At 64.9% G+C, this 21,361-nt stretch carries 22 protein-coding genes; 15 read left to right on the top strand and 7 right to left on the bottom strand.

Annotated features, from left to right (window positions below; translation table 11 throughout):
• Positions 1-101 precede the first annotated feature (101 nt).
• From AB0B58_RS04835 to AB0B58_RS04825, 3 genes are all read right to left on the bottom strand, one after another.
• A complete protein-coding gene (locus AB0B58_RS04835; protein ID WP_360217608.1) occupies positions 102-743 on the bottom strand; it encodes a hypothetical protein in 642 nt (213 codons plus the stop codon).
• A 340-nt stretch (positions 744-1,083) separates the two neighbouring features.
• Positions 1,084-1,623, bottom strand: coding sequence for a hypothetical protein (locus AB0B58_RS04830; protein ID WP_360217605.1), 540 nt, complete (start codon positions 1,621-1,623; stop codon positions 1,084-1,086).
• A gap of 155 nt (positions 1,624-1,778) precedes the next feature.
• A complete protein-coding gene (locus AB0B58_RS04825; RefSeq protein ID WP_360217602.1) occupies positions 1,779-2,606 on the bottom strand; it encodes a hypothetical protein in 828 nt (275 codons plus the stop codon).
• Positions 2,607-2,769: 163 nt separating this feature from the next.
• Between AB0B58_RS04825 and AB0B58_RS04820 the strand changes: the two genes are divergently transcribed.
• Complete coding sequence (locus tag AB0B58_RS04820; RefSeq protein ID WP_360217599.1) at positions 2,770-3,528, top strand: hypothetical protein; 759 nt, start codon at positions 2,770-2,772, stop codon at positions 3,526-3,528.
• Here the strand turns inward: AB0B58_RS04820 and AB0B58_RS04815 are convergent.
• A complete protein-coding gene (locus tag AB0B58_RS04815) occupies positions 3,525-4,091 on the bottom strand; it encodes a hypothetical protein (RefSeq protein WP_360217596.1) in 567 nt (188 codons plus the stop codon). The genes AB0B58_RS04820 and AB0B58_RS04815 overlap by 4 nt on opposite strands.
• Positions 4,088-4,420, bottom strand: a complete 333-nt coding sequence (locus AB0B58_RS04810; RefSeq protein ID WP_360217593.1) for a helix-turn-helix transcriptional regulator — start codon at positions 4,418-4,420, stop codon at positions 4,088-4,090. The genes AB0B58_RS04815 and AB0B58_RS04810 overlap by 4 nt, the downstream gene beginning before the upstream one ends.
• Before the next feature lie 170 nt (positions 4,421-4,590).
• On the opposite strand from AB0B58_RS04810, the gene AB0B58_RS04805 reads away from it, so the two are divergent.
• The gene (locus tag AB0B58_RS04805; protein WP_360217590.1) at positions 4,591-5,205 is read left to right on the top strand and encodes a mobilome CxxCx(11)CxxC protein; all 615 of its coding nucleotides are present in this window, start codon (positions 4,591-4,593) and stop codon (positions 5,203-5,205) included.
• A 445-nt stretch (positions 5,206-5,650) separates the two neighbouring features.
• Here the strand turns inward: AB0B58_RS04805 and AB0B58_RS04800 are convergent, their stop codons facing one another.
• Positions 5,651-6,913 carry a helix-turn-helix transcriptional regulator gene (locus AB0B58_RS04800; RefSeq protein ID WP_360217587.1) on the bottom strand — a complete coding sequence of 421 codons (1,263 nt, stop codon included), beginning with the start codon at positions 6,911-6,913 and terminating at the stop codon, positions 5,651-5,653.
• 478 nt (positions 6,914-7,391) lie between these two features.
• Here AB0B58_RS04800 and AB0B58_RS04795 point away from each other — a divergent pair, with 478 nt between their 5' ends.
• Together AB0B58_RS04795 and AB0B58_RS04790 are read left to right on the top strand one after the other, a co-directional pair.
• Positions 7,392-7,613, top strand: coding sequence for a hypothetical protein (locus AB0B58_RS04795; protein ID WP_360217584.1), 222 nt, complete (start codon positions 7,392-7,394; stop codon positions 7,611-7,613).
• A 92-nt stretch (positions 7,614-7,705) separates the two neighbouring features.
• Entirely contained in the window at positions 7,706-8,332 is a 627-nt protein-coding gene (locus AB0B58_RS04790; RefSeq protein WP_360217581.1) for a hypothetical protein, read from the top strand.
• A 535-nt stretch (positions 8,333-8,867) separates the two neighbouring features.
• Here the strand turns inward: AB0B58_RS04790 and AB0B58_RS04785 are convergent.
• Positions 8,868-9,722 (bottom strand): GntR family transcriptional regulator, encoded by an 855-nt coding sequence (locus AB0B58_RS04785; protein ID WP_360217578.1) that lies wholly within the window; start codon positions 9,720-9,722, stop codon positions 8,868-8,870.
• A 389-nt stretch (positions 9,723-10,111) separates the two neighbouring features.
• Here AB0B58_RS04785 and AB0B58_RS04780 point away from each other — a divergent pair, with 389 nt between their 5' ends.
• The 11 genes from AB0B58_RS04780 to AB0B58_RS04730 all read left to right on the top strand — a co-directional run bounded on the left by AB0B58_RS04780 (position 10,112) and on the right by AB0B58_RS04730 (position 20,690).
• The gene (locus tag AB0B58_RS04780; protein WP_360217575.1) at positions 10,112-10,369 is read left to right on the top strand and encodes a DUF6284 family protein; all 258 of its coding nucleotides are present in this window, start codon (positions 10,112-10,114) and stop codon (positions 10,367-10,369) included.
• Positions 10,366-10,989 carry a hypothetical protein gene (locus AB0B58_RS04775; RefSeq protein ID WP_360217572.1) on the top strand — a complete coding sequence of 208 codons (624 nt, stop codon included), beginning with the start codon at positions 10,366-10,368 and terminating at the stop codon, positions 10,987-10,989. Before AB0B58_RS04780 ends, AB0B58_RS04775 begins: the two co-directional genes overlap by 4 nt.
• Positions 10,986-11,828 carry an ABC transporter permease gene (locus AB0B58_RS04770; protein WP_360217569.1) on the top strand — a complete coding sequence of 281 codons (843 nt, stop codon included), beginning with the start codon at positions 10,986-10,988 and terminating at the stop codon, positions 11,826-11,828. The genes AB0B58_RS04775 and AB0B58_RS04770 overlap by 4 nt, the downstream gene beginning before the upstream one ends.
• A 97-nt stretch (positions 11,829-11,925) precedes the next feature.
• Positions 11,926-14,088: a cell division protein FtsK gene (locus AB0B58_RS04765; RefSeq protein WP_360217566.1), complete on the top strand. Its 2,163-nt coding sequence runs from the start codon at positions 11,926-11,928 to the stop codon at positions 14,086-14,088.
• A 136-nt stretch (positions 14,089-14,224) separates the two neighbouring features.
• Positions 14,225-14,494: a hypothetical protein gene (locus AB0B58_RS04760; RefSeq protein ID WP_360217563.1), complete on the top strand. Its 270-nt coding sequence runs from the start codon at positions 14,225-14,227 to the stop codon at positions 14,492-14,494.
• Complete coding sequence (locus AB0B58_RS04755; protein WP_360217560.1) at positions 14,494-15,363, top strand: bifunctional DNA primase/polymerase; 870 nt, start codon at positions 14,494-14,496, stop codon at positions 15,361-15,363. The genes AB0B58_RS04760 and AB0B58_RS04755 overlap by 1 nt, the downstream gene beginning before the upstream one ends.
• Complete coding sequence (locus AB0B58_RS04750; protein ID WP_360217557.1) at positions 15,360-16,619, top strand: DUF3631 domain-containing protein; 1,260 nt, start codon at positions 15,360-15,362, stop codon at positions 16,617-16,619. The genes AB0B58_RS04755 and AB0B58_RS04750 overlap by 4 nt, the downstream gene beginning before the upstream one ends.
• A 329-nt stretch (positions 16,620-16,948) precedes the next feature.
• The gene (locus AB0B58_RS04745; RefSeq protein WP_360217554.1) at positions 16,949-17,158 is read left to right on the top strand and encodes a helix-turn-helix domain-containing protein; all 210 of its coding nucleotides are present in this window, start codon (positions 16,949-16,951) and stop codon (positions 17,156-17,158) included.
• Positions 17,159-17,170: 12 nt separating this feature from the next.
• Positions 17,171-18,469, top strand: a complete 1,299-nt coding sequence (locus tag AB0B58_RS04740; RefSeq protein ID WP_360217551.1) for a site-specific integrase — start codon at positions 17,171-17,173, stop codon at positions 18,467-18,469.
• A 411-nt stretch (positions 18,470-18,880) separates the two neighbouring features.
• Positions 18,881-19,195, top strand: coding sequence for a hypothetical protein (locus AB0B58_RS04735; RefSeq protein WP_360217548.1), 315 nt, complete (start codon positions 18,881-18,883; stop codon positions 19,193-19,195).
• Positions 19,196-19,502: 307 nt separating this feature from the next.
• Positions 19,503-20,690: a hypothetical protein gene (locus AB0B58_RS04730; RefSeq protein ID WP_360217545.1), complete on the top strand. Its 1,188-nt coding sequence runs from the start codon at positions 19,503-19,505 to the stop codon at positions 20,688-20,690.
• Positions 20,691-21,361 lie beyond the last annotated feature (671 nt).

Below are 21,361 nucleotides of genomic sequence, written 5' to 3'. Positions count from 1 at the left end.
CTACAGAGGATGAAGAGCTGACGCGTGCCTGGTCATGGCGATTCCCCTCCCGTGCCGCCCGTGACTGGCTCACCGTCGCCTGGCTGCGCGATCCGGCGCGCCTACTTCGCCACGGACTTCGCGTCCTGCGATCTCACCGGCTGGTGCAGAAGGCTCGGCGGAGGAGTCCCGGTCGTCAGGCGTTCCGGGTAACCGTGTAGCCATTGACGCCAGACTAGGCCGGACGCGTCCGTGAAAACTACCGAGACTTCGTACCGTATTTCCAGCTCGATCGCCGCGTGCTCCTCCCTGTGGCGGTAGCCGTGCATCTGGCTCTGCTCCAGGGTATTGACGGGCTGGCGCCTTGACTGGGCTCGCATCTTGGCGGCGCTGTGCGCGGTTATTTGGTCAACCGTGTACCGCCACTCCTCGGGATCGTCAACCGGTCTGGTGAGGTCGACGCCATCTGCGCCCGTTTCCTTGTCAAGGATCGTCAGGGCGACGTGCCGGATCAAGCGGTCGGAGTCATTCAGCACGTTCACGGTCACGAAGCAGCCGACCGTCTCCTCGTAGCGCCACGAGTACGTGACCACAACTTGACGAGCTTGGGCAGCCTCGGTGTCCCGGCGGGCACGCTCAGCTTCTTCCCTGGCTTCGCGAGTCTTCTTCCGGTCGAATTGATGTTGGACCGCTAGGTAGATCAAAGCTCCGGACGCGCCGATTGCTTGGATCCAGTCCGGAACGTTGCCGAGGTCTAGTGCCACCGCTTCATCGTGACGCCGCTGGTCAAATCCCTCAAATCCGTCTGCGAGACCGTTACCTCGAAGCCGAGCCGCTCAGGCCGCTGAATAGTGCCCAGGCCGACCGGAGAAACGTAGGCCGGACACCGGCGCCTAAGCTACTTGAGCTGAGGCGCCAACGGCCTCGCCTCCGGAGGGCGGCCTCTAGTCAAGCCCGTCCATGCCCGTGACCAGCGGAAACCTCCTACCGGGGAGGTCAATCCGCCTAACATGGCCGCGTATTTGCCGCCGAGAGCTTGGGCCAGCTGTTGCACCGCCATGACGCATCCGCTGGATTTGCGGAGCAAGCGTCGGTCGCCTGCGTTCAGTAGAGACCGAGTGACAGCATGTCGTCGACCTTCACCCGCATGATCCAGTGCCCACGATCGGCGTGGTCCCCGATCGCGGGCACTCCGCATGGACATCCCCACCGCTCGCCTGGCGCGTCTTCAGTTGGTGGGAAGAAGCGGATCTCGACCTCGGCTGGCAGCGACTCGGGTGAGTTGGCGATGAAGGCGCGGCCCTCGGTGCCGCCCTCGACCTGATTGTTCGGCGAAAAGCTGATCGGCAAGCGACTGCCCGTGGCGTGCAAGATGTCGGCGTGGGTCAGATAGGTGCGCGGCGGTGTGAGAAAGATGAACTGATTTGTCCTGCCGGTTCGCTCATTCTGAACTGTGTCGAAGCGAACCCACTCCGGGTTGGGCGCTAGATCGCGGTGGTCGCGCCCGAGCTCCGCCTTGGCGACCTGCTGAGCCGACTTGGCAGAGTCCTTGGCAGCATCCGCCGCCTGCTTGCTGTAGATCGCCGCGCAGATGGCGACGATCAATGCCACGCCGGCGACCACTGCCGCCACCCAATCCGCCATGACCGTTGATGCTAGGGGTTAGGTCAACCTGCGCCCGTCCCGGCGATCGGCTGCCTCGGCTACACCTAGTAGACGAGGTCAGCCATCAGGCGTCATCCGGTCGAACTCACCAGCGAGATCCGTCCTTGGCCGCACGCTCGGCCCTCGTTTAGCGCTCATTGCGGCGACGGCTCCAAATGCCGGCTCTTCAACAGGCGGCACGCGGTGGCCAGCAGCGCGTACGTCACCTTGGCTGCGTTGACGAACTCCTCGTCGTTGATCGACAAGAAGATGCCCTTGCCGCCCGGAAGCTCGGTTTCCGCGCCCCGGTCGGCGCCGCGGAGCATGGCCCAGCCGAGGCCGTGCTCAAATCCCGACAGCAACCGCCACGTGCTTTCCAGGAACGCGGCGAAATCCCGCTGACCGCGTACGAAGTTCAGCTTCGGCAGCTCTTCAGTGATGTTGATCTTCTGGTGCACTCGGTCGAAAGGCGCCCCGAGCGTTGCGGCCTCGTCGCGGTATACGGCTAGAGACCCCTGCGCCTGCTGACGCTCGGCGTCCTCTACCATCTCCCGGACCTCCGGAATCTTCTTGAACGCCGCTAGATGTGCGCGCTGCTGGTAGCAGTCCAAAACTTCACTGCGCAGCCCGCGCAGTCGACGGTCGCGGCCCGAATCGGGGTCGAGGATCCACGTTGCGAAGAACGACGCTTCAAAGATCGGCCGGAGCAGGCTCCACGGTGCCCACAGGGTCGCGCCGTGGTGCTCCAGAACAGCGAGTAGCGCCTCATGGTTGTCCCGGGCCACACCGAGGTACCGCTGCACCGCCATGTAGGTGCGGGGTCCGGCGACCTGGGACTCGTCGAAGGCCCGCGCGGACAGTAGGCGTGCCTTGCCCAGTGACGGAAGGTTCTCCAGGGTCTGGAACTCGCGGGCGAGCATTCCCCAGTAGTCGGGCAGGTTACCAAGGTCCATCTTTACGCCAGTCGGCTGCAATGCGCGCACGGCAGGCAGCGTACGACCCGCCGGCCGTGTCCCTCTAGCAGGTTTCGGTGAGTGGAGAAGCGCCCGGCGCGGTCGCAGTAGTGCGGGCGCACCTCATCCGGAGAAGCTATCTGCAAGTTGACAGAAAGTACACGATACGTTGACGCAGAGCGATAGTTGCCGCATGACTGCGACGGTGTCCGACCCCCCTGACGAGCCCCGCGGTACCGGTGTTCGTGCTGAGATCTCCGAGACGGTTAAGCGCGCTCTGTACGCCATGAGCAACGGCACCTGCTATGCCCCTGACTGCGTGCAGCCGGTGATGGTCGACACGGGTCCCGGCGGTGTGCGGTTGAACGTAGAGGTCTCGCACATCTACGGCGTTAAGCCGAAGGCTCCACGCTTCCGCTCCGATCTGACCGATCGGGAACGCGACGACTGGCGTCACCTACTTCTGATGTGCGAGGCGCATCACGGAGCGATCGACGATCCGAAGACAGGCGAGGAGAACTACCCGGCCGAGACATTGCTGGAGTGGAAGGCAGCCAAGGAACGACAGTTTGGCAAACTCACCGGTGCGGTGACCCAGGAAAGCATGGAACGGCTGCTCCGCGAGTACTTCGAAGCCCCTAGCGAACGCCTTGCCAGCCTGGTAGACCGGCTGGACGAGATAACGGCGCAGGCAGAACGCACAGGTCAGCTCAGTGCTGGCTCTATCAAGGAGCTCCGGCTTCTAGTCTCGATGCTGGCGGACACGGGCGCTTACCAACTCGCAGAGTCTGCGCGATCACTGAACCAAGCCGCCGAGATCTACTCCGGGATGAACATCGGCGGGGCGGCTCGAAGCCTCGCGGCCTCCGCCGAACTGCTCGCAAACTTGGACCTGGGTCAAAAAGCGAGACAGCTGCTTACGGCAGCCGAGCAACTGAACGCCTACCGCTAGGAACCCATGGGATAGTTCGGCCCGCCGTAGATGTCATCGAGCAGTCCAACTGGGCAGTGGAAGCTGTAGGACCCCCAGCCGGGTTCCTCCCCCCAGCACGGGTCTAACGCGGGGTCGAAGCCGAATCTCGCTTTGATCTCCTTGCGGAATTCGTCGGGGTCGTCGCCCTCGTAGTAGATCTGCCGGCCGTCGGGGAAGAGGTCGGCCCACGGGGTGTCCTTGCGGCGTGCCGGGCGTCCGGCCAGGGCAGTCTCAGCGCGAACGTATCGGGCAATTTGGGGCGCACCACGGACTAGCAGGGAGCCCGTATAGGCAAGCCCACGGATTAACCGCGTGACAGGCAGCCCTTCGGTCTCCTGCAGGATGAAGGCGAGCTCAGCCTCCCACTCATCCGCGAACTCAGGTCGGTCGCCCTCTGGGATCCAATAGGTCGCGAGCTTGAGTAAGAAGTTCGGGAGTCGACCGATGCGCGTCTTGGTCTCGTCTTTACACATGTCGATCACGCCTGCGCCCAGGACGCCGGTCGAGATCGCAGTCAGGACGGCAACTATCACCGTTCTCATGCGAGCCCACCGTTAGGCCGGAGCGATCCGAGCAGTGGCGGTGAGATCTGCTCGCTTAGTTCGGCCAGCGCATATCGGGCGGCCTCGGTGCCGTCGGGGGTGAGACGGTAGTAGGAGCGGATCGGGCGTCCAACCTCCGGCGCGGCGGTCGGCTCGCGCTCTTTGATGAGCCAGCCCACGACCATGAGCCGCTTGAGAATCGGGTAAAGCTTTCCGCTCGGGAATGATGTCGCGTGCATCAGCTCATAGCCGTACCGCGGCTCCGAAGGCTCCGCTAGGAACTCCCGAAGGACGCGGGCGACAGCGACAGTGATCTGCACCTTGCCCATATGGAAGAGTCTTACATAGGGTCTGACGTGGTGCAATGTGGATCTACGTGCATGGAGCCCTGAATCCCGCTGCGCCGCATACACGCCGCGTGTCCTGTGGCGGTATGCTGACGCGCTCACTCGACCCCTCAGTTACCTCGTCCACGACGGACAGCGCGGAGTAGCAGTCAATGGATCAAGAGATCCAACCACAAGGCGCCGTCGACGACGGGGGCTCGATCCGCTTCGAGATTTGGGATCGCGCCTTCTACGCGACGGCCACGGCATCCACGTTCGAATATCGAGCAGAACTCCTTAAGAGGCGACTACGCCTCCTCAATTTCGTTGCGTTAGTTGTTCCGGTTATTGTCGGCAGCCTAGCGCTGGGATATGGGGCCGGGTTCCGTTACCTATCAGTTGCCGTCGCTATAGGGGCAGCGATAGGAATTGGCCAGCTCGTCATTTCACTGTGGGCAGTTGTGGCCGCATGGGTGGAGAATTATGGCTACGCCATAACGTCACTCATTGACAACCAGAAGATCGCACGGGACCTAGAAGCACTGGTTCAGAAACCGACCTCAGATTCCAAGGAACTTCAGCGTCGGTTTGACCTGATTAAGGTTGCGGACGACGCACGCCAAGCCCAAGATTACGCCCAAGGTTTAACCGATGAAGAGAAGCGGCGCGGACATAGGGCAGCGCTCCGGAAACGGGGCATGAAGTGCTCAGGATGTGGCGAAATTCCTATGTCTATGGCGCCGTCGGAGTGCGGCGTTTGCGGGCAGTACAAGACTAAGAAGTTTTAGAAGGAGCAGCAGTGGACGCAAATACCGCAAGGGTTTTAATCGGCTTTCTTAACTTAAACCAAGCCGAGCAAGCCGACTTGATCAGGGAAATCAACGAGGTCTTGAGTGGCCGGAAGAGTCGTAGCTTTTCCCACTCTGAGGCTGACGGGATAATCAACGTAGCGACCGGCCCTCTTGGACGCACGTGCTCATGCTGCGGGCGATAGCGGGATAAGATCCGCCACATTACTGTTTCGGTGGCGGCTTCTTGATCCGATCTTCTTTGACGATCGCGGAACGATGTGGCTCCAAGCTGCTCAAATCGAAGTCCCCGCGAGCACGGGCTTGGTCTCTACTGTGGCTCAGCGAGGGACATACATTTCTGCTCGCCCTGACCAGTCGCGCGTTGGAACAATGCCCAGGACCCTCGATGACCTAGGTTGAGGACGCGGGCAGGGGCCTCAAATTAGCCGCTGGCTTCGTCAAGAAACGCGTCAGCCGCTGCGTTGCCCCGGTGACGCGCCAGCAGCCGCCGGAGCTCCGTGACTCGATCCTCCGCTCGGGCGGAGCCTGCCGCGCGCGAGAGCTGCAATGCGCGAGCGGCGGCTCCGGCCGCCCGTTCGACCTCGTTTGCTTGTAACAGCGATTCGGCCAACCAGGTCAGGTAGAGGGCGGTTTCCCTGCCGGTGTCCTCGCCATAGCCAGCGGTCGCGTGCTCCAGAATCGGCACGGCGCGCAACGGGCGGCGCAACTGCGTCCACACCCGGCCCGCCATGACCTGAATCTCATCGTCGTTCAGCCAATACGTCCAGATTGGGTCATCATCTGGCTTCCGGTCTGCGAATGCCGTCTCAACGGTTCCTAGCGCTCGTTCGGCGGCCGAGGCATCTCCCCTCCGGGCTGCGGCCCACGCCACCCGCTCGGCCAGCAAGGCCCTGGTCGTGGCCGTGGCGGCGTCCTTCGCACCGGCATACGCAGAACGGGCCAACGTCTCCGCCTCGCGCCGGTCACCAACGTTCGCGACCTGGTAGGCCAGCGATGACAGGTTGTTCGCCGCCCCGGCGACATCACCACCGGCATGGGCGGCCCGGACACCCAGCAGATAGACCTGCTCGGCCCGCTTGTGCTGGCCAGCGTCGGACAGCGTCCAGCCCGCCAACTGGCACAGCTCGCCAATGGCGACCAGCAGCCGCCGGCCGACCGCTTCGGTATAGGAGCCAGCCTTGAGCAGGTCGGCGGTCGCATCCCGCTCGGCAGTGACCAACGCGTGTGTGTCCGTACCGCCCACGTGGTCATCGAGTAGGCGGAGCTGCTGAACCCGTTGCTCGACTGTCGCCACGGTGCCGCGCCCGACTCGGCGCCCAGCCCGCATCTGGTACACCTGCGGCGGCTCGGCGATCAGCCATTGGTGAGCGAGCGTGACGGCATTCTCGGCCGTGGGCTTCTCCGCCACGAGAGCCTCGGCGAGCCTTTCGGAGTCTGCGGGCCGCCACAGACCCGCGTCGAGTCGCCACAGCCGGGCGCCCTGCTCGCGGAAAGCGACCAACGCGCCCTCGGCGCCCAGGGCGCGATCGAGCGCGTCCACAATCTCTGGGCTCGGCAACTGGCCGCCTCGCACGCTGCGCTCAATCCGAGAGAGATGACCGGCGTCCATATGTGCCTCGCTGGCAACATCGCGCAGCGACCGGGGACCGCGTAGGCGGCGCACCATCTGCCCGAACGCTTCCACTACTCATCCCCGACCGTCAGTCCACGTGTTGCCAGCGTTGCCAGATCCAGGCGCACGGCTCAGGCAACGTCCCAGTCCTACCGCTTGCCCTGGGTGATCGCGAGGCTACACCTGAAGGCGGCGGGCCTGGGTTACCTCAATATCGGCTCCGTCGCCCTCCCCCAATGGCGGCTCGGTGTGGAGGCGATCGGATGGCCCGGCACGAGGCACTTACTCATGGACCACGGCGGCGTTGGCTCCGGCCGTGGCGTCGCATTTGCCGATGCGGCTTCGGTCGATACCCATGCGCCGCGATGATCCAATTGGAGCAACAGAAGCGACTCCAGCCCGCCACGAGAAACGAGCGGCCCGGATGGGCGGCGGCAACCGCACCGCTGTCCACGTTGGTGTACCCGCGGCAAGCAGCGCCCCGGCCTCTGATGACGCCAGGTGCGCGACAGCGCAGCAGGCAGGGCGGACGTTGGCCGGGCGACCCGCGATGACCGAACGCTCTTTCAAACCCGGTGACCCTGTAACGGTGCTGCCGCCCTACGACCGGGACCCCTACATCTTGACGTTCCAGCGCCACGCAAAGATTGCCGCGCACATCGACGGACCGACCGGCGCGCTCTACATGATCAACCTGGACGCGGCGCATCCACCCAACCAGGAGTTCGGACCGTTTAGCGAAGGTCGGCTAGCCCCTGGCTGGCGTAACTAGCCGGGCGAGTGGCGACACTCGGATAGCCCGAGTGTGCCCCGCCATCGATCTACTGGCAGCGCGGTCCGGGCAAGATCCCCTATCGTGCTGAGATGATCACAGATGTCGATCAACCCCCAAGCCGCTGGGCGAGAATTGAAGCAGGCTACCGGCGGTGGGAAACAAGGACCTCGGCTCGGTTCAGCCATTGGTCGGTGCGGCGGCGGTGGACAATCTTCGTGCTACTGCCGACGCTGCTCATCTGTTGCGGCGGGACGGTGGCCGGCGTTCCTGTCGCATGGGTGCTCGGGGAAACGATCAAGGCAGGCCGGGGGGCAACGTCACCCGACGCAGCAGCGAACGACTACCTCATGGCGTTGTCGTACGACAACGAAGACGGCCTGCTTGCAATCCTGGACGACGATCACCAGGACGAACTACTTGCGCAGTGGCACGCGTACCGCGACACGATGGCGGCCACAGATCCCCCGCCGTCTCACCTCGACTTCGGATCGCTGATCGTCGGACCCAGGATCGATGCCCGCGCTGAGGTTACGACCGAGGTATCCGCCACCTGGTGGAGCACCCACGGCGGCAGCGCAGGCGGTTATAGGAGCGATGCCTATACCTGGCGGTTTCAGACCCGAGAGGACAACGGCTGGCAAGTGTCCGCGGTTGAGGCGCCAACCTGGTGCGGCGGCTATGTGCGCGTCGACGCGTGTTCGGTTACCAACAATTAGGTGGGGATAGACGCAATTCGTTCTGCCGCGTCACGGACTAGGTGCGCCGACTCGGTTGGACTTAGTGCAGCGGTATCTAGCATTAGGTCTGCCGTGATTGGTTCCGTCGCGTCCCATGCTTCAAGCCGAGCGCGGGCATCTCCTGTCCCACGCTTAAGAATCCGAGACTCCGCTACCTCTCTGGGACACCACAGGTAGAAAACCAGCCATCGAGTCTCAGGAAAGGCAGTCTGGATAGCGGTTATAGCCTCTGGCTGACCGAGATGCAGAACGGGCCGCCCCCGCCTCAGTTCGGTCGCCATGAAACTGCGGTCTACGAAATATGACGCGCCGTATCGGTGGTTTTCCCATAGGAGATCCCCCGCATCGCGCAAGCGGTCGATCTCTTCCTGCGACGCCATCCGGTAGCCGGCCGTTCTGCCGGGGCCGGACTTCAGTCGCCGAAAGGGTATGTATGTCTTGTCAAGCGCCGCGAGCGCCGCCGTGACGGTGTCCTTTCCTGCGGCCGGAGGACCGTAGAAGATGATGCCCAAGGTCATGAGGCCTCCTCGCTCGTTATAGCCCGGAGCAAGTCGCTGGCCTGCTTTTGCAGCGGAGGGCTAGAGATGCAGTTGTTCAGGACGTAATGGGGAACGGGCGGCCGGAAGTCCAAATCGATTCCCGCGAGATAGCCCTCCCAATCGTTCAACTTCGCGCCGTCGCGCGCCGCGCCACGATGTCTGATATACGTGTTCATCGACTTTGCGTCGCAGTAGACCCACACGAAGGTGACATCTGCGTTAAGTCCGGTAAACATCGCCGTTGTCCGCTCCAGCCATGCGCTGTCGCGGAATTCTTTCAGGTAGGGCGCTGTCACGATGGCGCTGTTACCACAGGACACGTTTTCATTCGCTGCCGACATCAGTGACTCGTATTCACGCGGCCGCAGCGTTGTGAGATAGGTTTCGGATTCCCGGTCATGGGGCGACATGCCGAGCATTTCCATTGCGGCCTCTAGGACAGGGCGCGTTAGCGTGTCCTTGTCGAGCATGGCCCATCCCGTTTCTCGCGCGAGAATACGCCCAAGCTCAGTCTTCCCACTCCCGGCATAGCCGCCGACAAATAGCACGCGAGGTTTACGCAATCGAATCTCAGCCTGCTGATGTTGGTCGGGTGCATGAACAACCCTTTTAGACCGGGACTTGCTTTCAATAAGCCCTTCTTTGGCAAGAATCTTCATTGCCTCGGAGATGGTGAAGACGCTCACGTCCCATTGCTCGGCCAATTCCCGCGTGGATGCGAGCGCTTCTCCATCTCGGATAACGCCAGCCTCAATGTTGTTGCGGATATGCCGGGCGATCTGAAGGTGTAGCGACTCGGAGCGCGACAGTCGGGGTTCGTCGGGGGTCATCGCGGCGGTCCTCGTCTCATGCGTCATGGCTGATGCCGGTCAGGTTACCAGGGCAGCTAACAGATGATAGGTGATCGATCCGGCGTCTGTGCAGCTCAGCGCTAGTTCGTGCCATACCAGTTGACCTAGCTGCATATCAGTTGTTAGGTTACTTCCATCACAGCCGACCGGCTGACGGGGAAGGCGAAGCGCCTAGCGCCGAGCACGCCTACGAGCCGGACGTGTTTGGTCGCTTTTTGACAACTAAATGGGGTTGCGCCTCCCCCTGGCGAAAAAGGTTGCCGCGCACGGCTCAGGCCCGTGCATCTGTCCATGAATCCGCAGGTCGGCGCGGCAGCGCCCGTGCTCGCGTTCGCTGCCGCGCCGGTCCGTCCATCGGAGGAATCCCCGTGAGTAAGCGTCACATCAACATCGATGAACCGTCTCCAGATGACTTGTCCGCGATCGAGGCCGAGTGGCCGTTGATCGACGCCGAACTGTCCCTGCTCGATGCCGAGATTGCCCTGATCAACGCCGCCGACCACGGCGGCCCGTCGCAGCTGGACTGGCGCAGGCTCCGCCGGGCTGAGGCCCGAATCACCCGTGTCGCCGCTGAGCTATTCACCGGCCTGCCCGTCCGCCCGTCCGCCCGAAAGTTGGCGGCATGACCGCCGTTGATTACCGGCCGACCGTGCGCCGGACGCAGGTCACCCCGTACACCACTGAACGCCGGATCGTCGGCACCCCGGCGGAGGTTTCCAGCACGGTTGATCGGGTTCGCCGGTCCGGTCGTCTGGTCGCGATGACCCGTCCCCGGCGGTTGCCCGAGGGTGACGGCCGCGTCTTCGTCAACGTGCGGTTCCTGGCCACGCCGGTCCGTTCGATGCGGCAGGTTGCCGCTGACCGCCGCCGCGCGGTGCTGCGGACCAGCGGACGCGTTGCCGCCCTGGTGGTCCCGGTGACCGGGCTCACCGCCGCCGTGGTCTACGCGGTGTCGCGGCTGGTCGCCGAGCTGCTCCACCTGCTTGCCGTACGTCGGTGTCGCCCTGGTCGTCGTGCTGCTCGTGTGGCGCGCCCTCGGCCGTGCGGGTGTCTGTCCCGGTCTGCATTGCCCCGGCTGCTCGCACCGGGGTGCCCGATGAACCTGCGCAAGGTCGCCGGGTTCGCCCTGGTCGCGTTCGCCGTGTTCTACGCGATCACCAACCCTGGTGACGCCGCCGACTTCGTCCACACCATCGCGTCGGGCATCGGCTCGTTCGCAACCGCTCTCGCAGGAGGCAACCGATGACCGCCGCAACGCTGGCACCCAGCGCCTACCCGGCCGCTGTGGAAGCCCTCATCCCGCAGGCCCGCGAGCTTGCTGACCAGCTTGGTGAGGTCCCCTCACGGAACCGGCTGATGAAGGAGTTCAAGGTGGGTGCGCCCAAGGCCATCGCCCTGCGCGAAGCCCTCACCCAGCCCGATCCCGCAACGCCCGCCCTGGACCCGATCCTCACGGTGACCGATGAAGCCGCCGCTCTATTCGGCCCCACCGGAACCCCGGTCACGACCCTGGACACAAGCGACGACACCGACCGGATCGAGCCCGTACCGGCCGCCACGGTCACGGCGGAAGTCCCGCAGGGTGACCCTGTCGGACACCCGGATACGGAGATCACCACCCCGGCACCCGTTGAGATGCCCCGCCCCGTCAAGTCGCCGCGTCGGCCGGTGGCGTGGCCGGTGCTGCTGCTGGCCCTGCCCGCGTTCGTCGCGATCTGGTCCGGGTGGGTGTCACTCGGCGAGCTATCAGGGTTCGGCCTGGTCCACCCGCTGCCCGGCATCGCCGACAGTCTGACGATCAACACCGCGATCACCCTGCCGATCGGGGTGGAGACCTACGCCGCGTACGCGCTGTGGGTGTGGCTGTCCGGCCGCGCCCCGCTGGTCGCTCGCCAGTTCGCCAAGTGGTCCGCGATCGGCTCGCTGGTGTTCGGCGCGGCTGGACAGGTCGCCTACCACCTGATGGCCGCCGCTGGAATGACCTCGGCCCCGTGGCTGATCACCGCCGCCGTCGCCTGCCTCCCGGTCGCAGTGCTCGGCATGGGCGCGGCCCTGGCACACCTGCTGCACAGCACCGATCAGTAGCTCCGCCCGGCGGCACGGCCCTCAGGCCTGGAAACCAGTGCCGTGCCGCCGGCCTCACCCCGCACAGCCGCTCACGACCCCGCAGGAGAGAACCCTCATGGTCCCGCAAAACCCCACCCCTGACGACTTCGACTGGCAGGCCCGCGAAGCGGAAGTCCTCGACCTCAACGACGCCCGTACCCGCCGCACCAACACCGCCCCGACCGCCGGGGGCGGGGGCACCTCGGCGCCGACCTCAGACACCCACTTCGAGGTCACCCTTGACGACGTCCCCCAGGTCGGCGGCGCACCGGTGGACGTGCCGCCGTCGCGGCCCGATGGCCGCCGTGACATCGTGCCGTCCAACTGGTCCAACTGGCCGAACATCAAGACCAGCCTGCGTAACGCCGCGACGCTGACCGGGTACCGGGCAGGGTTCCACGGCCTGCGCGCTCCCTGGTACACCGCACAGGCGCTGTTCTGGGCCATCATCGGCGTGTTCCGGCTGGTTGGGCGGCACATCACCTGGTGGTGGGTGTCAGAGCAGTACGGGCTGCGGCAGGCCGCCGCCGACACCAACGACCCCGCGATGTGGCTGAAGCTGCACCGCGAGGTCAAGGCCACCCGCATGTGGCGCGGCCTGGTCCTGGCCGGCGAGCTGCTCGCCGTCGCCATCGGCGCACCGATCCTCTACGCGATGGCACCGACGTGGGTGCTCGCCGTCGCCCTGGTCGCCGTCGTTGCCCTGCTCGCCCGGATCGGTCGTCCCGTCGACCGACGGATCATCACCCCGGCCACGGTCGCCGGGAGGTTCCGCCGGGTCAACCCGGACATCATCCTTCGGGCGTACTACGCCGCCGGTCTCGGCCGCCCGGATAAGGACACCCAGCAGGTGACGTTCGGCTCGACGATGGCCCGCGACGCGTCCGGTACCGGTTCGCAGGTGTCGATCGACCTGCCGTACGGCAAGACGTTCGACGACGCGGTGAAAGCCCGCGGTGCCATCGCTTCGGGTTTGGACGTGGCCGTGTCGCAGGTGTTCATCACCCGCGACCCCAGCTCGCACCGCCGCCACACGCTGTGGGTCGCCGACCGCGACCCGCTCGCGCAGGGCGCCGGACGGACCCCGCTGCTGCGGTGCAAGCCGACCGACATTTGGCAGCCTGCCCCGTTCGGCCTGGACGAGCGCGGGAACAAGGTCACCGTCGATCTGATGTGGACCTCCATGCTGATCGGTGCGCAACCGAGGCAGGGCAAGACGTTCGCCGCCCGCACCCTGGCCCTGTACGGGGCACTCGACCCGTACGTGAAGCTGACCGTTCTCGACGGCGGCGGTAAGCCCGACTGGCGCAAGTTCGCCCTCGTGGCGGATCGGTGCTCGTTCGGTCTGGCGATGACCCGCGACGGTGACCCCGCCGAGATCGTCTTGGAGACGTTGCGGGAGATCAAAGCCGACGTGCAGGACCGTTACGAGCGGCTGTCCGCCCTGCCGGTCGATGTGTGCCCGGAAGGCAAGCTGACCAGGGAGATCGCCCGGAACCCGAAGTACAACATGCCGGTGCGGCTGGTCATCCTGGACGAGTTTCAGGAGTACTTCGACCTCGGCGATATCTCGAAGGAAATCGCGTCGCTGCTGGTCTACCTGGTCAAGGTCGCCCCGGCCGCCGGTGTCATCTTCGTCGACGCCACCCAGCGCCCGTCCGGTGTCGGTACCGGGCAGGTCGCGCAGCAGTTCATCTCCTACCGCGACAACCACCAAGTCCGCTTCGCGCTGCGTACCGGCTCGTGGCAGGTATCCGACCTGGTCATGGGCTCCGGCGCCTACAGCGAAGGGCACGACTCCTCGACGCTGCTGCCCACCTACAAGGGCGTGGGCATCCTGCGCGGCGCGTCCGACCACACACCGACCGCGCGGACGTACCTCGCCGACCACGAAGACGCCGAGAAGATCCTCATCGCCGCGCGGAAACTGCGCGAGCAGGCAGGAACCCTGACCGGCATGGCCGCCGGAGAGCAGGCCGTCCGGGAGGTCCGGGACGTGCTCGCCGACGCCCGCACGGTGATCCACGCCGGGGAGAACGGCCTGACCTGGGCGCGGCTGGCCGCCCGGCTGGCCGAGCAGATGCCGGAGCACTACGCCGACATGACCGCCGAGACGATCTCCGCCCAGCTCCGCGCGCTGAATGTACGCAGCGTGAACGTCAAGGACTCCGGGCAGGTCCTCAAGGGCGCCAAGACCGCCGACATCGACGCCGCGATCACCCGCCGCAAAGCGGCCTGACCGGTAGCCGACCAGCCGCTACAGGTAGCACCGCCGCCACGCCACCCGCCACCACCCCTACCAGGACACATAAACCCTGGTGGCGGGTGGCGTGGCCAGCCCTTCACACCCCAAAAACCGCCTCAGGAGGCACTTCGTGGCCACCCTCGCCGCTACCGCCACCCACACCATCAACGCCGCCGGGTTCCTATTCGCCGCCCTCACCCTGGCCACCCTCGGTTACGGACTGTCGTGCTGGTTGTGGCCGTTCGGGGCCTGCCGACGCTGCCACGGCAGCGGCAAACGCCGCAGCCCGTTCGGCCGCTCGTTCGGGCTGTGCCGCCGCTGTGACGGTGACGGCCGCCGCCTGCGGATCGGCCGCCGGATCATCAACGCCCTCCGCGAGATCCACGACAAGAGCAACTGATGGACACCCGTCACCACGCTGCCCTGGCGCTGGCCGAGCAGGGACGTCACGTGTTCCTGCTCGGCCGCACCAAACGCCCCATGGCCAACTGCCCGACCTGCCGAACCGCCGGACCCCGGCACGACCGGGAATCCTGCCCATGCCTCACCTGCCACGGGTTTTACGCCGCGACCACCGACCCCCGGCGGATCGCCGCGATGCTGTCCGCCCACCCGGCAGGGCTGCTCGCGATCCGCACCGGCACGATCTCCGATCTGCTGGTTGTCGACATCGACCCGCGTAACGGCGGACGCCTCGACCTCGCCCTGATGGGCCCCACGGCGGCCGTGGCGACCGGCGGCGACGGATGGCACTTGCACTACGCCCACCCCGGCGGACCAACCGCAGCGAAGCTCGCCGGTCATCCGGGCGTGGACCTCAAGGGCGACGGCGGGTACGTCGTCGCACCGCCGTCGATCCACCCCGGCACCGGACGCCCCTACCGCTGGGCGGGGGACTGGCCAGTCAATGAGATGCCCCCGCCGCTGGTCGCCGCATGCCGACCCGCACCCGCCACGACCGTGACGCCGTCGACCAGGGCGACACCAACCCTCACCGGGGGCGGGGGCATCTCATCACCGGCCGCCCTGCTCGCCGCTCACCTCGGCGCGGTCGCCCGCGCTCCCGAGGGACGCCGCCGCACCACCCTCTACGGCGCAGCCCGAGGAATCGCCCGGATGGTCGCCGCCGGAGCCCTCACTACCACCGACGCACACACCGCGCTGTACGCCGTCGGACGGCAGGCGGGGCAGAGCGACCGGGACACCCGCGCCGCCATCGTTGGCGGATTCCGTGCGGAATCCGTTGCTACCGAAGGGATCGCCGCATGACACGACCACACCGGATCATCGAAGGAACCGCCATCCTCGACCGGCTACACAACGTCCTGACCCGCTACGTCGTGCTCCCGTCCGTCGAGTCGAAAGACGCCGTGGTGCTGTGGATCGCCGCCAGTCACGCTCAACCTGCATGGGCGCACGCGCCCCGGTTGGTGATCCGGGCGCCCGAGAAGCGCTGCGGCAAGTCCCGGCTGCTCGACGTCGTGGAAGGCACCTGCTGCAACCCGCTGATCACCGTCAACGCCAGCACGGCGGCGGTGTACCGGTCGATCGGCAGCGACGAACCGCCGACCCTGCTCGTCGACGAGGCCGACACGATCTTCGGCGGCAAGCAGGCCGAAACCAACGAGGAGCTACGCGGCCTGCTCAACGCCGGTCACCAGCGCAACCGGCCCACGATCCGGTGGGACAACGCCCGCAACCGCGTCGAGAAGATCTCCACGTTCGCCATGGCGGCATTGGCCGGCATCGGGCAGATGCCTGACACCATCGAAGACCGCGCCGTGGTCATCCGGATGCGCCGCCGCGCACCCGGCGAGACCGTCAGCCCGTACCGGCACCGCCGCGACGGCCCAGCCCTGCGGCAACTCGCAAACGACCTCAACGAATGGCTACGCGGCAACCTGCCCACGCTGGAACGCGCCGAGCCGACCATGCCGCTGGAAGACCGAGCTGCCGACACCTGGGAACCGCTCATCGCCGTCGCCGATCTGGCCGGGGGCGACTGGCCGGAACGCGGCCGGCACGCCGCCGAGTCGCTGACAGCCGAACGTGACAGCAACACCGTGGCGTCCGACCGTATCCGGTTGCTCACCGACTGCCGTACGGCGTTCGGAACGGCCGAGGCCATCCCCACCGCCGTGCTGCTCGACCGGCTCAAAGCCGACCCTGAAGCGCCGTGGGCCGAGTATGGCGGTGCCGGACTCACGGCGATGCGGCTCGGCGCGCTGCTGCGCGAGTACGAGATCCGACCCGAGACGATCCGGTTCGCGCAACCCGTCGGGCAGGCCAAGGGTTATCGCACGACCGCGTTCACCGACGCGTGGCAGCGGTATGCCACCGACCCCGAAAGCGACCCTGAGGCCGAGCCGTACCAGCCGTACCAGCCGTACCAACCCAGCTCAGAGGCGGTACGGCTTGCACCGGTGGTACGGCTCAAGCCGTACCAAGGCACCTTCGACGAGATGCCCCCGCCGCCCAGCGACCTTGACGCTGCTGCCCGGCCGGAGGCCACTGGTACGGCTTGAGCCGTACCAGCCCAACAAGCCGTACCGCCCCTGACCTGCATTGGTACGGCTGGTACGGCTGGTACGGCTTGGGCACTCCAACCGGACACCCGCGCCCGGTCATCCATCAGAACGGCCCGCTGAGAGCCACGTAGACACATCGACGCATGGCTCTCCTGCGCCTGCCGGAAATCTTGGCAGTGCGGCGCTCTCAGCGGGCCGTTCCACGCCCCTCTGTGCCATCTCTCACCGTGCACGTGGTCTGACGTGCACCCGCCCGAACAGCCGCACAGATACGGCCTCAGCACTCCTGCCGCACCCCTCAGCGCCGACCCACGGGGAGACATCGAATGCCCACGGACGTCATTCCGCTCGTCCTGACCATCGAAGAGGCCGCCCACCGTCTCGGAATCGGCCGAACCCTCATGTACGCACTCGTCTCCAGCGGCGAAATCGAATCCGTCACCATCGGCCGGCTCCGCCGCATTCCTGCCGACTGCATAACCGAATACGTCAACCGGCTCCGGCAGCAGAACACCCACCTCCCGACGGCCGCCTGAAAGGACTCCCCCATGGCAACTCGCAAGCCCAACGGCGCGTCGACCACCTATCTAGGGACGGACGGGGACTGGCACGGTCGCGTGACCGTGGGCACGAAGCAAGACGGCAAGCCCGATCGGCGGCACGTTCGCGGCAAGACCGAGGCTGCAGTCATCCGCAAGGTCCGCCAGCTTGAGAAGGAGCGTGACAGCGGGACCGTCCGCAAGGCTGGTCAACGGTGGACCGTCAACACGTGGCTCACTCACTGGACGGAGACGATCGCCGAGCCGTCGGTGCGACAGACGACAATGGTCGGCTACCGAGCGGCTGTTTACAAACACCTGATTCCCGGAGTTGGCGCGCACCGGCTGGAGAAGCTGGAACCGGAACACCTCGAAGAGCTCTACGCCAGGATGATCCGATCGGGCAGCGCTCCGGGCACCGCACACCAGACTCACCGGACGATCAAGACCGCGCTCAACGTCGCGCTGCGGCGGGGGCACCTCAATCGAAATGTCGCCCGGTTGGCCAAGCCACCCCGACTCGATGAGCAGGAGATCGAACCCTTCACCGTCGAGGAGGCTCAACGGCTGCTCGCCGTGGCCGCGCAGCAGCGGAACGGCGCGCGCTTCGCGCTCGCGTTGGCGCTCGGGTTGCGGAAGGGCGAAGCGCTCGGCCTCAAATGGCGCCGCATCGATCTGGACAAAGGTTTGCTGCGCACTCCCAAGCAGCTTCAGCGGCACCGGTGGCAGCACGGGTGCGACAACCCGCACAAATGTGGAGAGCGTCTACACAAACGCGAACCGTGTTCGCGGAATTGCCGACGGCACTCTCGCGCCTGTCCGCCGCCGTGCCCTGCTGACTGCGTGCGGCACGCGAGTAACTGCCCGCAGCGGCAGGGCGGCGGACTCAAGGAGGTCGACGTGAAGTCGCGTGCCGGACGCCGCGCCGTCGGCATCCCGGCGCCACTGGTCACCGCTCTGAGACAGCACCGAGAGGCACAGGCGGCAGAACGTCGCAACGCCGCTCAACTGTGGGAGGAGGGCGATTGGGTCTTCGCGCAGCCGACCGGGCGGCCGATCGACCCGCGCGCCGATCACGACGCGTGGAAGGCGCTCCTCAGGGAGGCCGGCGTGCGGGACGCGCGGCTGCATGATGCTCGCCACACCGCGGCGACCATGCTGCTGGTCCTCGGGGTGCCGACGCGCGCCGTCATGGAGGTGATGGGTTGGTCTCAGATGGCCATGACCACTCGATACCAGCACCTCGCGCCCGAGCTGGTCGGCGGCATCGCCGATCAGGTGGCCGGGCTGCTCTGGAAGGCCAACTGAGACCGGAATTGAGACCGGAGCGGGTTGCCGGAAATCCGGTGACCCGCTCCGTCCCTGGTCGAAAGGGTGGGCGCGGCAGGTTTCGAACCTGCGACCCCTCGCTTGTAAGTTCTGGGCAGCTCGTCCGGCTCCGTCCGTCCGTGACTGTGACCTCGGGCGGTCGTCCATCGTCGCCTCGGCCAGGTCGTCATCGTCCGGGGCGGTTGCTGTCAGCGTTGCTGTCAGACCCGACTCCCACACGGCCAGGACGGCGCTCGGCCAAGATCGCTGAGCTGCAAACCCGACCAGCCGCGACGTAGATCGACTCCCCGTCATTTCCCGCCATGTCCCGTGATCGACTGGCCTGTCTGGCACGGATCTGGCACACACCCGGGCTGCGGTCAACGCCAGGTCAGGGATAGAAGAGTTCTTATGAGCAGCGACTGGCGCGCGAGGTCCAGGATCAGCATCGATGATCCGTTACTTGCTGAGGTGAACAACTTCGCTTCGATCCTGGTTCAGGAGGCCTACCTGACGGACCTCGTTGAAGATCCACCTACTGACGAGCCGTCGATGCGGCAGCTGCTCGCCGCCGTATACGAGAGTTCCGAGCTGAACATCTTTCACGAGATTGTGGAGGTTATGGCGTACTCACGACGCCCTGGTCCGGTCAAGAACGAGCCGGACTCAGTCATCTACAACATCCGATACCGGCGGGCTCGCAAAGGCGGCCAATCAACTCCTTGACCCCCAGGCACCCAACACACCTCGCTGCTGTCCGGACATGGGAGTTGGCGACTCCGGAACACCCCGAGGCATGTTCAGCCGGTAGCATCCTTCTATGAGTATCCGCCTCCCCTCCCGGTATGAGGATCTTGATGCAGCATTCAGAGGTAAGCTCCGACCGAACAGGCAACTAATTCAGCTAGTTCAGGAGTCTTATTCCTCGATGCAAATATCTGGCGGAATTCGGTTCCTTCCTATTTTTGGACGAAGTGGCTCTGGAAAGAGCTGTGCTGCGCGTGAATTGGCGACACACCTCCCCGGATGTCGGGTGATTGAGCTGACTCGCCAAGCCATCGAATCGGAATCGGTGCTGCTATCAGAGCTTAAGCCAGCAAAAATTGGTCGGCGAAACGCAAAAGACGAACTGGTAGTAGCCGTTGTAGATCAATACGAGGAGAAAGTGGCTCAACAATCGGCCCTTCCGAGTCAATTTGTTGAGCGGCTTAGCCTTCTCGATCGGGGAGCACTTAGGACGATACCCGTTCTCTTTCTTTGGCTGACGACTTCACGAGAGTTTCAAGAGGATCTAGCGACCGCCACCTCTCGGAATGAGAGAATACTCGTTCGGAAAGATTTCGAACTGGTCGGACCGCAACCTGATGAGTGGGCGGAGATTGTTGAAGACACCTTTGCCTTCCACAATCAGAATCAGCCGCTGGCAGATTTCGAAGTACTCCGGGGCGATATTGAGCAAGTGGTGGATGCCTCGGCGACGATCGGTCAAACAATCGAGAACGTGGGTATTCGCCTATCCAGGTTCACCAGCTCATTGCACGACCTCTCCCAGTATCAGGTCATCATGTTGTGGCCCGTGACGGACGGGCTACGCATCACGAGAGTAACCGGTTTCACTAACGCACGAGACGGCTACCGTATTGACTGGAATGCTTTCTATCGCGAATTGAGTGAGGACGATAAGGCCAATCGAGATACGTTGGCCGCATACAATAGGGCTCGTTTATATTTTGATATGCGACTCGTTCCCATAGCCGCTGCGGATCTTTCTCCCCTATGTCAGAACCTGGACAACGACGATCCGACGCTTTCCAAGTCTTACCTCGATAGGTTTCAGCGAACGCACCTCGTATCCCTGATTAGTGAAAGCTGGGATCCTCGAAACTATTCACCTTTGAAGGAGCGGGAATCCAAGCGAGCTGCGCTAGCGCGAGAATGGTATGCCGGCGTAACCACGAATCCGGTCGGACTAGGCAAGCGACTCTCACTCATTCTTAGTGCGCTCGGTTGGTCATCTACTCACGAGGGTCGAATAAACTCGAAATATCGAAATGTTCGAACCGATGTCCTCGTCGAGCGCCCCGAGTCGCAGCAGAGCAAAGTGCTCGTTGAGCTGAAAGCCTTCTCGACTGATGGAACCAGGCCCTCATCAATCCGGGATGCGGTTCGTGGAACACTTCGTAAGTACGCCCAGTTCGCTGGGTTTATTGAAGGTGACTAAAGCCCCGCCGTAAGAGTCATCGACCTGCTGTTGGGGCCGCTACTGCACACTTTTGAAAGAGTCGGATGGCGGTATTAGGAGCACGGGGATCCTGGGACTTAGCGTCAATATTGGCTTGACAGAGTGCCGCAACGAGGAGAGTCGGTGCCGGGGTTGGCGGCGCGCACCCTGTGAGGGGCAGGCCAGCGGCCTGCCCACGACTCCTGCCCGAGGGGCGCAGAGGCTCCGAGGTCAAGGGCGGCCCGTAGGGCCGTCGCTTGCGACGCGAAGCGCCCTTGAGCTTGGAGGAGCGGCCCGGCACACTGCGCGCCGCCAACCCCGACGCTCGACGGCGGCAACTCGCCCTGCGGCCACCCCGGTCGGCAGCCGGCCAACTACCCCACACCTCCACCATCCATGGACCTGTCGTCGCCGCGGCCCGATCCGCTCCCTGCACGCCAGCCGACGGGCTGCCTGCGTGGCCGTCGTGTGCGACAGCTAAGCGGCGGACGCGCGCCCAGGCGGCGGCGTGAGCGGCCCGCTTCGGGCCGCTTTAAAGACGTACAGAAAGTTTGAACAGCCGACTGCAGCCGACCGTGTCGAGTCTCATGACCTGCGTGACAGATCGGTATCAGGACATGCGTGACACTCCGCCGAGTGTTGGTGGAGATCAGCGTGACGGAACAGCGGTA

The sequence above is a fragment of the Actinoplanes sp. NPDC049118 genome (genome assembly GCF_040648555.1).
Lineage (GTDB): Bacteria > Actinomycetota > Actinomycetes > Mycobacteriales > Micromonosporaceae > Actinoplanes.
This window is presented reverse-complemented; position numbering and strand designations above follow the sequence as displayed.